Below are 11890 nucleotides of genomic sequence, written 5' to 3' on the forward strand. Positions count from 1 at the left end.
AGCCCCCGGGACGGTTCGCCAGCCGCGATGGCATTCAATCACTTACCGGCAGGCGTGCACGACGCCTTGAGCCCATTGTCCGTCACGCCAGTGACACACTCGATGCCGATGGCCAAGAATCACCGATCCGATCGATCCTCGACGGACACAGTTTCCCGCCCCTCGCCGAGCACCGTCCTGGACCGGCTCGCCTCGGGGCCGAGCCGGGCTTCGCGCATCACTCATACGGAGCACTTGCCCCCGCGAGCGGGTCGCCATGCCGTCTGGCCCGACCGGATCCGTTCGGAGGTCATCGCCGCGGTGCAGGCCGCGGGCATCGAACACCCCTGGGCCCACCAGGCACAGGCCGCCGAGCACGCCCTGGACGGCGAGTCGGTGATCGTCGCCACCGGCACCGCCTCCGGCAAGTCCCTGGCCTACCTCGCCCCGGTCCTGACGGCCCTCCTAGACGGCTCCGAGGCCCCGAACGGCCGGGGTGCCACCGCCCTCTACCTGGCCCCCACCAAGGCCCTGGCGGCCGACCAGCGCCGCTCCGTGAAGGAACTTTCACAACCTCTGGGCAATGCCGTACGCCCAGCCGTGTACGACGGCGACACGCCCTTCGAGGAACGCGAATGGGTACGCCAGTACGCCAACTACGTCCTGACCAACCCCGACATGCTGCACCGCGGGATATTGCCCTCCCATCCCCGCTGGTCCTCCTTCCTGCGCGCCCTGCGCTACGTCGTCATCGACGAATGCCACACCTACCGCGGCGTCTTCGGCTCCCACGTCGCCCAGGTGCTGCGCCGCCTGCGCCGCCTGTGCGCCCGCTACGGCGCCTCTCCCGTCTTCCTGCTGGCCTCCGCGACCTCCGCCGAGCCCTCGGTCGCCGCGCGCCGTCTGACCGGCCTCCCGGTGGTCGAGATCGTCGACGACGCCTCCCCACGAGGGGAACTGGTGTTCGCCCTGTGGGAGCCCCCGCTCACCGAACTGCACGGCGAGAAAGGTGCACCCGTCCGGCGTACCGCAACCGCCGAAACGGCCGATCTGCTGACCGACCTCACCGTCCAGGGCATGCGCTCGATCGCCTTCGTACGGTCCCGCCGTGGCGCCGAGCTGATCTCGGTGATCGCCCAGGAACGCCTGGCCGAGATCGACCGCTCACTCGTCCGGCGCGTCGCCGCCTACCGGGGTGGCTATCTCCCCGAGGAACGCCGCGCCCTGGAACGCGCGCTGCACTCCGGCGAACTCCTCGGTCTCGCGGCCACCACCGCCCTCGAACTCGGCGTCGACGTCTCCGGCCTCGACGCCGTCGTCATCGCCGGCTATCCGGGCACCCGCGCCTCCCTCTGGCAGCAGGCGGGCCGCGCGGGCCGTTCCGGGCAGGGCGCGCTGGCGATCCTGGTCGCCCGCGACGACCCGCTGGACACGTTCCTCGTCCACCACCCCGAGGCCCTGTTCGACCAACCGGTGGAATCCACGGTCCTCGACCCCGACAACCCGTACGTCCTGGCCCCTCATCTGTGCGCCGCCGCCTCCGAGATCCCGCTCACGGAGGACGACCTGGAGCTGTTCGGCCCCGCCACCGCCGATCTGCTGCCGCAACTGGAGGCCGCGAAGCTGCTCCGTCGCCGGGCGACGGCCTGGCACTGGACGCGCCGGGAGCGGGCCGCCGACCTGACCGACATCCGCGGGGGCGGCGGCAGCCCGGTGCAGATCGTCGAATCCGGAACCGGGCGCCTGCTCGGCACGGTCGACGAGGCCGCCGCGCACACGTCGGTCCACGAGGGCGCGGTCCATCTGCACCAGGGCCGTACGTACCTGGTGCGCAAGCTGGACCTGGAGGACTCCGTCGCACTGGTCGAGGAGGCCAGCCCGCCGTATTCGACGGTCGCCCGCGACACCACGTCCATCTCCGTGCTCGAGACCGACATCGAAGTCCCCTGGGGCGAGGGCCGGTTGTGCTACGGCTCCGTCGAGGTCACCAACCAAGTCGTCTCCTTCCTGCGTCGACGCGTCATCACCGGTGAGGTTCTCGGCGAGACGAAACTCGACCTCCCTCCTCGTACGCTCCGCACACGTGCCGTCTGGTGGACGGTCACCGAGGACCAATTGGACGCGGCCCGGATCAATCCGGAGATCCTCGGAGGCGCGCTGCACGCCGCCGAGCACGCCTCGATCGGCATGCTGCCGCTCTTCGCCACCTGCGACCGCTGGGACATCGGCGGCGTCTCCGTCCCCCTCCACCCGGACACACTCCTGCCGACCGTCTTCGTGTACGACGGCCACCCGGGCGGCGCCGGATTCGCCGAGCGCGCCTTCCACACAGCCCACTCCTGGCTCACGGCCACCCGCCAGGCCATCGCCTCCTGCGAGTGCGACGCCGGCTGCCCCTCCTGCATCCAGTCCCCCAAGTGCGGCAACGGGAACGACCCCCTGCATAAACGAGGCGCCGTACGCCTGCTCACAGAGTTGCTGCGAGCGGCGCCGGAGGAGTCAGAGCCGGAAGAGGGCCGGAGGAGTGAGAGCCGGGGTAGTGAGGGCACGGAGTCGGGGCTGGGTACGCCAGGGGCGAGAACTCAGGACCGGAAGGCCGAGGGCTCAGGGCCGGAAGAGTGAAACCCGAGTGCGCGAAGGCCGAGACGCGAGGAATGAGGAACTAGACCCGAGGAAGTGGGGGCCTAGGCCCGAGGAAAGCGGTCGCAGGAGCTTTAACCGCCGGTCTCGGGCTCCGCGGATCCCGCAGGCCCCACGGATCCTGAAGATCCCGCCGGCCCTGAAGACTCCGCAGTTCCTGTAGATCCGCCAGACCCCGCAGGTCCGCCCGCAGGTCCGCCCGCAGGTCCCGCCCTCGATCTGACCTCCGCCGTGAACGGCCCCTTTCCGGATGCCGCCGTCACGTCCGAGATCTCGCCCTCGACCGCGCACCGGACGAGCCACGCGCTCTGCGCCCGGGCCACCCGGTCGGCGCGGGCGCAGGCCACCTCGCCGCCGTCGCTCCAGCGGTCCGCCGCGGCGAGGGCCGCCAAGTCGGCCGCCCCCGCTGCCCGGTGCCGCACCACGACGGCCTGCCCCATCGCCAGCACCGCTCCGAAGACGGCGCACAGCACAGCGATCGCACCCACCGTCCAGACGGTCGCCGATCCTCTGTCCGATCCTCTGTCCGAGGCCGCACGCCACCGCGCACACCAGCGGCTCACAACGAACGACCACATCCATCGCCCACGCCGCCGGCGACTCCAGCGCCTCATCTCTCGACCACCCCCACCGTCTCCTCCGCCAAGGCCACCGCCTCGTCGCTCAGTTCCAGGGACAGCGCGGCGGGCCCCGGCGTACTCGCACCGACCCTCACCCGGACCAGGTCCGCCTCCCGGCTCACCGTGACCCTCGCGCCGGGCGGGGCGGCCCGGCGGGTCGTCGCCAGGACCGCTTCCGGTGAGTCCTGGCGCGCCGCGGCTCGAGCGCCCGCCCTCGCCGCGTCCACGCACTGGATCTGCGCGGACGCGGCGAGCAGGGCCCAGACCAGCGCCATGCCGACGAGCACCAGCGAGGGCAGCACCACGGCGGCCTCAGCCGTGACGAATCCACCGTCGCGACGCCGGACCGGTCCGGCCCTCAACAGGGCCGCCCGCAAGCCCCGTTCACATCTGGACATTGAGCGCCCGCCCCACGATGCCCTGCAGTTCCTCACCGACCTGCCCGCTCGTCACGACCTTGTAGAGCGCGGCCGCGAAGGCCACCGCAGCGATGACACCCACCGCATACTCGGAAGTGACCATTCCCGTGTCCCTCCGCATTGCCGACGCCAGCATCCGGACCCGAGTCCGTACACGCCCTCGCCCTTGCTCCCGCCCGCGTCCCTGCACTCGTCCTTGTCCGAGAACTCGTACCGTCCTGCGCATTTCAACCCCCGTAAGGTCCAGGCCTGTCGGCCATTTCGTCCACTTGCCATTCACCGCTCGCCGCACCTCTCGCTCGTCACCCACCACCCCCTCGCAGCAACCCGCCGGCCAGCCCGATCACCACGGGCAGCACGCCGATAGCGAGGAAAGCGGGCAGAAAACACAGCCCCACGGGCGCGGTGACCATGACGGCCGCCCGGCGTGCCCGCGCCGTCGCGGTGCGTCCCCACTCGGCTCGGGCCTCCGCCGCGAGCCGGCCGACCGGCACAGCCGCCGGGACGCCCGACTCGCCCGCCCGCTCCAGCAGGCGCGCCAACCCGCGGGCACCCGGTATCGACGCCAGGCTCCGCCACGCATCGACCGGCTCACCCCCGAGCCGCACCTCCGCCGCGCCCCGAGCCAGCCGTTCACCCACCGGTCCGCCCAGGGCCTCGCCGACGGCCTGTGCCGCCGTCACAGGGCTCGCCCCTGCCGCGATGCAGGCGGCCACCAAGTCGGCAGCGAGCGGTAGTTGGCGAGCTGCCCGCGCCCTGTCGTACTCCTCCAGCGGCGCCGGATTCCGCCGCCGACGCCACCGCCGGACCCCGAATCCGGCCGCCAGTCCCACCAGAATCCCGGGCAGGCCTCCGATCAGAACCCAGCCTGCGCACACCGCCCCCAGCGCGGGCAGCCACCGCCGGCCGTAGCCCCGTACGTCGTGGCGCCTCGGCGACGGCGCCGTCTTCGGGCACAGCAACTCGGCCAGCCGCCTGCGTGCTCTCCTGTCGCGCCGCACCGACCCGAGCCAGCGGACCGACGAGCCGACCAGGAGCACTCCGCACACAACTACCCCCAGCCTGTGGACAACTTCCGCGCTCATGCCGTCTCCGCCCCTCGGACGATCCTCAGCGCCCACCACAGCCCCACGGCCTCCAGCACGCCGCCGACCAGCAGACAGCCCAGCCCGGGAGCGGTGTGCAACAGCACGTGCAGCGGGTCCGCGCCGAGCGCGGTGCCGAACAGCAGACCGAGGACCGGCAGCCCCGCGAGCATCGAGGCCGTAGAGCGCGACCCGGCCAACTGGGCACGCATGTCCGCTCTTTGATCGCGCTCTGCACGCAGCGCGCCTTCCAGCCGGTCCAGACCGGCCGCGAGTCCCGCACCCCGGTCCACGGCCACGCGCCAGCACGCGGCGAGCCCCACCAGACCGTCGGCGCCGGGTTGCCGTGCCGCCTCGGTGAGCGCACCCGGCACGTCTCCGCCGAACCGCGCCGCGGCCAGAACCACCGGCTGCGCGTCACCGAGTCCGTCCGAGTCACGCGCGGCTCCGAGCAGCGCCTCGCCGGGCTGACGTCCGGCCCGTACCTCGCCGGCGATGGCACCACACAGGGCGATCACCGTGTCGCCGCGCCGCTCCCGCTCCCGCCGGGCCTCTCCCGCCCGCCGCACCCTCCCCAGCAGTGGCACTCCGGCCGCCCCGAGGAGGAGCGGCAGTACCGAGGCGCCCAGCACCGCGATCACCGATCCCGCCACCAGAGACCAGAGTTCGGGCCGCATCCTCCCGCGCAATCGCCGCCAGTCGACAAGGACCCGTTCCCACCGGGGCGGCCCCGTCGCCACCCCGCCACCGGCGAGCAGCAGTCTCGCTCTGCGTGCCCCCGAGTCCCGTCCGCCGATCAGCCAGGCCGCGATCCCGGCACACGCCATGGCCGCCCCAGCGGGCGCGTCCGCCATCTCACCGATCCCCATCCCGCTCCCCGTTCGTATTCCGCCGCCCGAACCCCGTCACGTCCCCGGCGTCCTTCCATCCGAAGGACTCGTTGCACTCCACCTGTCCCGCGGAACTCCCTCCGTCCCGGACCGAATCGGCCCGCGGCCTCCCTCGCTCCCGTCCCGGAGCAGCCCTCGCAGCCGCTCCCACCCCCGCTCGTACGCGAAGGCGTCCTCACCCCACCTCAGCGCCGGCACCGTCACCACCAGCCCCGACGGATCGCGTTCCAGCACGTGCACCTCGGCGATCCGGCGCCGTCCGGCCCGGTCCCGCACGAGATGCAGGACCACGGACAGTGCCGCCGCCAACTGGCTGTGCAGGGCCGCCCGGTCGAGCCCGGCCGCTGTGCCCAGGGCCTCCAGCCGGGCCGGGACCTGCGCCGCCGCGTTCGCGTGGACCGTGCCGGAGCCGCCTTCATGGCCGGTATTCAGAGCGGCCAGCAACGAGACGACCTCGGGACCGCGCACCTCGCCGACCACCAGCCGGTCCGGTCTCATCCGCAGGGCCTGCCGGACGAGATCGTGGAGCGCGACGAGTCCGACGCCCTCCTGGTTGGCCGGCCGCCCTTCCAGACGCACCACATGCGGATGGTCGGGCCGCAGCTCCGCCGAGTCCTCGGCGAGCACGATCCGCTCCCCGGGACCCACCAGCCCCAGCAACGCGCTCAGCAAGGTCGTCTTCCCGGAGCCCGTGCCCCCGCTGATGAGGAAGGACAACCGGGCGTCCAGCAGCGCTCTGAGCACCCGGTCCCCGCCGGGCGGCACCGTCCCTGCCGCAACCAGCTCGTCGAGGGTGAACGCGCGCGGCCGTACGACACGCAGGGAGAGGCAGGTGGAACCGACGGCGACCGGTGGCAGCACCGCGTGCAGTCGTGTCCCGTCCGGCAGCCGGGCATCCACCCAGGGGCGGGCGTCGTCAAGCCTTCTGCCGGCCACAGCGGCGAGGCGTTGCGCGAGACGTCGTACGGCTGCCGCGTCCGGAAAGGTCACGGCGGTCAGCTCCAGGCCGCCACCCCGGTCGACCCACACCCGGTCGGGCGCCGACACCAGCACATCGGTCACCGACGGGTCGGCGAGCAGCGGTTCCAGCGGGCCGCTGCCGACCAGCTCGGAGCGCAACCGCTCGGCCGCGCCGAGGACTTCGGCGTCCCCGAGAACCCGCCCCTGTTCGCGCAGCGCCTGCGCCACCCGCGCGGGGGTCGGCTCGGAGCCGCTCTCCGCCAGCCATTGCCGCACGCCGTCCAACAGCCCCGCACGTCCGTCCGCCCCGTCGCCGGGCCCGTCCCACGCCTCCGTTCCTCCGGGCAGGGCGCCTCCTGGGCCGTCCCGTGCGTCCGTCGGGCGGGAGAGGTAGCGCCTTGGTCCGTCCCGCGCCTCCGTCCACCCGTACGGAGAGCCCTCATGTGTGACCTGAGACCTCGGTCCCGGTCGCCTGCCGAGTGCCCCGGCGGGGTCTGTGCCTGCGGCGTCCCTGTTCATACGTCCCCTCCTTCGACCGGAACCCGCTGCCAGAAGGCCGCGCAGAACCGGGCCAGAGGCCCCCTCGGCATGCTCCCCGGAGGCGGCCCGCCGTCCAACGGGAAAGGTTCCGCGGGCACTTCGCCCACCAAGGGCAGGTCGAGCAGGCGGGCGACCTCGCGGTCGTCCAGGCCCGGTGCGTAAGGGCCCCGCACCACGACCCGTAGATCGCGCAGGACCATGCCGACCGCGGACGCCACCCGCCCGGCCGCCGCGATGGAGCGCAGGTCGGCCGGGACCACCACCAACCCCATATCGAGCTGGGCGAGGATCTCGGCGACACCCTCGTCGATACGGCGGGGCAGGTCGACGATCACCGCGCCCCCGCGCCGTCTGGCGGCGGCCAGCACCGCACGTACCGCCTGCGGAGGAATGGTGACCGCGTCGCTCCGGTCCCAGCTCAGGACCCGCAGCGCGTGCAGTTCGGGCAGGGACTCCTCCAGCGCGCCGCCGCCGACCCTGCCGCGGGACGCGGCGAACGCCGGCCAGCGCAGGCCCTCGGAAGCCTCTCCGCCCAGGAGTACGTCGAGTCCGCCACCGAGAGGGTCCGCGTCCACGAGCAGGGTGCGCTTTCCCTCACGCGCCGAGGTGAGGGCGAGCGCGCAGGCCAGCGTGGAGGCCCCGGCCCCACCGCGGCCGCCGAGTACGCCGACGGTCAGGGCGGGCCGGCCGACTCCTTCGGCCACGTCGGCGATGCGGTCGACAAGCCATTGCTCGCCGTCCGGCAGCACAAGGACGTGGTCGGCGCCGATCTCGACAGCGCGCCGCCAGACTCCGGAATCGTCCTGATCCCGGCCGACGAGCACCACTCCCCTTCTCCGCGCGGCCCCACGCACACGCGTTGCGGCGTCGTCTCCGACGAGGACGAGGGGTGCCGCCTCCCAGCTGCCCCTGCGTTCCGGAATCCCGTGGTGGACCTCGGGGCGTGCTCCCGCCGCCGCGCACAGCCGCAGCAGGTCGTCCAGGAGGTCGACGTCCTCGGTGACGATCAATGGTCCGCCCTGCCGCCCCTCGGCGGTGGGCGGCCGGTCATGGGTGATGGCTCCCGCCACGATCTCCAGCCCCCTTCGCTGCTTCCTGCGCGGGGCCCTCCAGGACCCCGCGATTCCCGCTCATGCGGAGATCCGGCAAGCGGCCTCCATATGAACGGCCGATACGAACCGGCCAAACGCGTCCGACAAACGGAACCGGCCATGAACTGGCCGCGAACGGGGCGCGTGGGAATCACCGTGCAGCGATCCCGGAAATCGTGTGGATCTTGGTCGAAAACTGTGGACAACTCAGCGGCTGTGAATATCGCCTTCACCCCTACCGGTGAGCGCTCAACGACTTCCGCAGAGCATCCCAACGGCTACGCACAGTGACGAATCGCGAGTGCGCGAAGAGGGCGGAATCAACGGTGCCGAGAAGGCTCCGGGGCCGCGCAGAAGAGGGGAAAACCCATCCGGACATGCGACGACCCCCGCCGGGGGGGAGAGCGGGGGTCGTCCCCACGGCCGACTCGGGGGGGGAGGAGTCGGACCGGGTTAGCACGGTCGCGAACGATCCGTGACTTCCATGGTGTACCCGAGAGCCCTCTCAGGCAAACCCACGCGCCTCACCTTACGCCGAATGGTGGGCCCTATGCTCAACCTCGTGGAAAACCACTCCTTGCCTCGTACAGCAGCCTTCTTTGACCTGGACAAGACGGTCATTGCGAAGTCGAGCACGCTCACCTTCAGCAAGTCGTTCTACCAAGGCGGGCTGATCAACCGCAGGGCGGCCTTGCGCACTGCATACATCCAGTTCGTGTTCCTGGCGGGCGGCGCCGACCACGACCAGATGGAGCGGATGCGCAAGTACCTGTCCGCGATGTGCCGCGGCTGGAACGTCCAGCAGGTCAAGGAGATCGTCGCCGAGACACTGCACGACCTCATCGACCCGATCATCTACGACGAGGCCGCGTCGCTCATCGAGCAGCACCACAAGGCCGGCCGCGACGTCGTGATCGTGTCCACGTCGGGTGCCGAGGTGGTCGAGCCGATCGGCGAACTGCTAGGCGCGGACCGTGTGGTGGCGACCCGCCTGGTCGTCGGCGAGGACGGCTGCTTCACCGGCGAGGTGGAGTACTACGCCTATGGACCGACGAAGGCCGAAGCGATCAAGGAGCTGGCCGCGTCCGAGGGCTACGACCTCCCCCGCTGCTACGCCTACAGCGACTCGGCGACCGATCTGCCGATGCTGGAGTCCGTCGGGCATCCGCACGCGGTGAATCCGGACCGCACACTGCGCCGCGAGGCGGTCGCCCGCGCGTGGCCCATCCTGGACTTCCACCGTCCGGTCCGGCTGAAGCAGCGGCTGCCGGCCCTGTCCGTGCCTCCTCGGCCCGCACTGGTCGCGGCGGCCGCGATAGGAGCGGCGGCGGCTACGGCGGGGCTCGTCTGGTACGCCAGCCGGCGCCGCGCGTCGGTCGCGTGAGCCGTCACGCGTACGCGTGCGGCATATTAATGTCTATTACTCACCCTTTTGAACCTAAAAGTAAAGAAGTGCGGCCAGGGGTTCCGCTTCCTCCGGACCTGGAGTACAAAGGGTTTAACGGCCCGCGAGACCAAGGACATCCGAGAGGATCACCTTCAAACGCAACCCGGCCCCACGGACCGAGCATGAACATCGAGCACCCACGCGACGTCGACCCGTCGATTACGGGCCAGCCGCACCAGGTAACGGGCAGAAGTTCCCGACCTGATGGGCAAATATCGAGGACGCTTGGTAACCCGGTGAACGTGCCAGCGGCGGTACGAGAACTCGTACCGCCGCATCCCTTTTCCGGGGAGTCGGGCGCCCGCTACGCGGCGCCGCGCTGGAGCGCCTCGCAGACCGCGGCGGACTCCCTGACACCCAGCTCGACAGCCCTGCCGCAGTGGGCGATCCAGGCGGCCATGCCCTCCGGGGTTCCGGAGACGTAGCCGTCCAGTGCCGCGAGGTAGGCCGCACGGCCGAGTTCCGCGTGGCCGACCTCCGCCGGACAGATGGACTTCGGGTCCAGGCCGCTGCCGATCAGGACGATGCGTTCCGCAGCGCGCGCGACCAGGCCGTTGTGGGAGGTGAAGGGGCGCAGGGCGATCAGTTCACCGTGGACGACGGCCGCCGTGACCAGGGCGGGGGCCGAGCCGCCCGCGATGATGAGCTGCGAAAGACCTTCCAGACGACCGGCGACCTCGTTCGCGTCGGGAAGCGGCAGCTCCACCAGAGGCTCGTCCACCTGCTCCCCGTTCTGCCGCGGCCGGCCGACCTCGTCACCCTGATCGGCCGCCGCCACCAGGTGCAGCCTGGCCAGCACACGCAGGGGCGACTGCCGCCAGATGGACAGAAGTTGACCCGCCTCCGAGGTCAGCCGCAGGGCGGCGCCGACCGTGCGGCCCTCGTCGTCCGCGCTGAAGTCGGTACGCCGGCGCACCTCTTCGAGGGCCCAGTCGGCACCGGACAGCGCCGCGGAACCGCGGGCCCCGCGCAGCGCCGCCTCGGACGTGATCTCGTTGCCGCGACGCCGCATGATCCGGTGCCCGTAGACGCGGTCCACGGCCTTGCGGACGGATTCCACGGATTCGGCCACCCCGGGAAGCGAACCCAGGACCGCGAGCGGGTCGGCGGTCGCACCTGTCGTACTCATGAGTACGACATTACGCACCCAGAGACCACACCCCACGAAGGAGTGGTCTTCTTCACGCGCCGCGAGCACCCAGAGCTACAGTCGCACTACGCTTGGTGAACATGAAAATTGCTTTCGTTGGGAAGGGCGGCAGCGGCAAGACCACGCTGTCGTCGCTCTTCATCCGCCACCTCGCCGCCTCAGGGGCGCCGGTCGTCGCCATGGACGCCGACATCAACCAGCACCTGGGGGCCGCGCTCGGGCTCGAAGAGACGGAGGCCGCCGCGCTGCCCGCCATGGGCGAGCGGCTGCCGCTCATCAAGGACTACCTCCGCGGTTCCAATCCACGCATCACGTCCGCCGAGACGATGATCAAGACGACCCCGCCCGGTGCGGGCTCACGGCTGCTGCGCGTCGATGAGGCCAATCCGGTGTACGACGCCTGCGCCCGGCCGGTGGAACTCGACGGCGGCGCCGTCCGTTTGATGGTCACCGGCCCGTTCACCGAGGCCGACCTGGGAGTGGCTTGCTACCACTCCAAGACCGGTGCGGTGGAGCTCTGCCTGAACCATCTCGTCGACGGCCCGGGCGAGTACGTCGTCGTCGACATGACGGCGGGTTCCGATTCCTTCGCGTCCGGCTTGTTCACCCGCTTCGACATCACGTTCCTCGTCGCCGAACCGACCCGGAAGGGAGTCTCCGTCTATCGCCAGTACAAGGGGTACGCCCGCGACTTCGGCGTCGCCCTGAAGGTCGTCGGCAACAAGGTGCAGGGCCAGGACGACATCGACTTCCTGCGAGCGGAGGTCGGTGACGACCTCCTCGTGACGGTCGGGCACTCGGACTGGGTGCGCGCCATGGAGAAGGGCCGCCCGCCCCGGTTCGAGCTCCTGGAGGAGGTCAACCGGCGTTCGCTGCACGCCTTGCGGACCGCCGCCGACGCCACGTACGAACTGCGCGACTGGGAGCGGTACACGAGCCAGATGGTGCAGTTCCACCTGAAGAACGCAACCAGTTGGGGCAACGCCAAGACCGGGGCGGACCTCGCGGAACAGGTCGACCCCGGTTTCGTGCTCGGCGAGAGTCCGATGGCAGCGGCCTGAGCGGCCGG

At 71.3% G+C, this 11890-nt stretch carries 11 protein-coding genes; 3 read left to right on the forward strand and 8 right to left on the reverse strand.

The genetic code is table 11. The features are described from left to right. The first annotated feature begins 27 nt into the window (after positions 1-27). Positions 28-2601, forward strand: a complete 2574-nt coding sequence (locus tag OOK38_RS11735; RefSeq protein WP_266848392.1) for a DEAD/DEAH box helicase — start codon at positions 28-30, stop codon at positions 2599-2601. A 92-nt stretch (positions 2602-2693) separates the two neighbouring features. On the opposite strand, the gene OOK38_RS11740 is transcribed toward OOK38_RS11735, so the two are convergent. The 7 genes from OOK38_RS11740 to ssd form a co-directional block, all read right to left on the reverse strand. Further along, positions 2694-3197 carry an Rv3654c family TadE-like protein gene (locus OOK38_RS11740; RefSeq protein ID WP_266761108.1) on the reverse strand — a complete coding sequence of 168 codons (504 nt, stop codon included), beginning with the start codon at positions 3195-3197 and terminating at the stop codon, positions 2694-2696. Between the two features lie 32 nt (positions 3198-3229). Then, positions 3230-3637: a TadE family type IV pilus minor pilin gene (locus tag OOK38_RS11745; protein WP_266761106.1), complete on the reverse strand. Its 408-nt coding sequence runs from the start codon at positions 3635-3637 to the stop codon at positions 3230-3232. Continuing rightward, a complete protein-coding gene (locus tag OOK38_RS11750; protein WP_266761104.1) occupies positions 3624-3794 on the reverse strand; it encodes a DUF4244 domain-containing protein in 171 nt (56 codons plus the stop codon). The genes OOK38_RS11745 and OOK38_RS11750 overlap by 14 nt, the downstream gene beginning before the upstream one ends. Positions 3795-3960: 166 nt before the next feature. Next, the gene (locus tag OOK38_RS11755; protein ID WP_266761102.1) at positions 3961-4743 is read right to left on the reverse strand and encodes a type II secretion system F family protein; all 783 of its coding nucleotides are present in this window, start codon (positions 4741-4743) and stop codon (positions 3961-3963) included. After that, positions 4740-5612 carry a type II secretion system F family protein gene (locus OOK38_RS11760; RefSeq protein ID WP_266761100.1) on the reverse strand — a complete coding sequence of 291 codons (873 nt, stop codon included), beginning with the start codon at positions 5610-5612 and terminating at the stop codon, positions 4740-4742. The genes OOK38_RS11755 and OOK38_RS11760 overlap by 4 nt, the downstream gene beginning before the upstream one ends. 36 nt (positions 5613-5648) lie before the next feature. Continuing rightward, positions 5649-6941 carry a TadA family conjugal transfer-associated ATPase gene (locus tag OOK38_RS11765; protein WP_266765783.1) on the reverse strand — a complete coding sequence of 431 codons (1293 nt, stop codon included), beginning with the start codon at positions 6939-6941 and terminating at the stop codon, positions 5649-5651. Between the two features lie 167 nt (positions 6942-7108). Further along, the gene (gene ssd / locus OOK38_RS11770) at positions 7109-8203 is read right to left on the reverse strand and encodes a septum site-determining protein Ssd (protein WP_266761098.1); all 1095 of its coding nucleotides are present in this window, start codon (positions 8201-8203) and stop codon (positions 7109-7111) included. Positions 8204-8774: 571 nt separating this feature from the next. Between ssd and OOK38_RS11775 the strand changes: the two genes are divergently transcribed. After that, the gene (locus tag OOK38_RS11775; RefSeq protein ID WP_266761096.1) at positions 8775-9608 is read left to right on the forward strand and encodes an HAD family phosphatase; all 834 of its coding nucleotides are present in this window, start codon (positions 8775-8777) and stop codon (positions 9606-9608) included. A gap of 367 nt (positions 9609-9975) precedes the next feature. Here OOK38_RS11775 and OOK38_RS11780 read toward each other — a convergent pair whose 3' ends face one another. Further along, a complete protein-coding gene (locus OOK38_RS11780; protein WP_266761094.1) occupies positions 9976-10800 on the reverse strand; it encodes a Fic family protein in 825 nt (274 codons plus the stop codon). 101 nt (positions 10801-10901) lie between these two features. Between OOK38_RS11780 and OOK38_RS11785 the strand changes: the two genes are divergently transcribed. Beyond that, on the forward strand, positions 10902-11882 hold the full coding sequence (locus tag OOK38_RS11785; protein WP_266761092.1) for an ATP-binding protein: 981 nt from the start codon (positions 10902-10904) through the stop codon (positions 11880-11882). Positions 11883-11890 lie beyond the last annotated feature (8 nt).

This window comes from Streptomyces sp. NBC_00568 (assembly GCF_026341855.1).
In the GTDB taxonomy this organism is placed as follows: Bacteria; Actinomycetota; Actinomycetes; order Streptomycetales; family Streptomycetaceae; genus Streptomyces.

Coding starts and splice junctions, on each gene's coding strand:
- OOK38_RS11775 (WP_266761096.1), top strand. CDS start 8,775: ATGCTCAACCTCGTGGAAAACCACTCCTTGCCTCGTACAGCAGCCTTC.
- OOK38_RS11740 (WP_266761108.1), bottom strand. CDS start 3,197: ATGTGGTCGTTCGTTGTGAGCCGCTGGTGTGCGCGGTGGCGTGCGGCC.
- OOK38_RS11780 (WP_266761094.1), bottom strand. CDS start 10,800: ATGAGTACGACAGGTGCGACCGCCGACCCGCTCGCGGTCCTGGGTTCG.
- OOK38_RS11755 (WP_266761102.1), bottom strand. CDS start 4,743: ATGAGCGCGGAAGTTGTCCACAGGCTGGGGGTAGTTGTGTGCGGAGTG.
- OOK38_RS11745 (WP_266761106.1), bottom strand. CDS start 3,637: ATGTCCAGATGTGAACGGGGCTTGCGGGCGGCCCTGTTGAGGGCCGGA.
- OOK38_RS11750 (WP_266761104.1), bottom strand. CDS start 3,794: ATGCTGGCGTCGGCAATGCGGAGGGACACGGGAATGGTCACTTCCGAG.
- OOK38_RS11785 (WP_266761092.1), top strand. CDS start 10,902: ATGAAAATTGCTTTCGTTGGGAAGGGCGGCAGCGGCAAGACCACGCTG.
- OOK38_RS11735 (WP_266848392.1), top strand. CDS start 28: ATGGCATTCAATCACTTACCGGCAGGCGTGCACGACGCCTTGAGCCCA.
- OOK38_RS11760 (WP_266761100.1), bottom strand. CDS start 5,612: ATGGGGATCGGTGAGATGGCGGACGCGCCCGCTGGGGCGGCCATGGCG.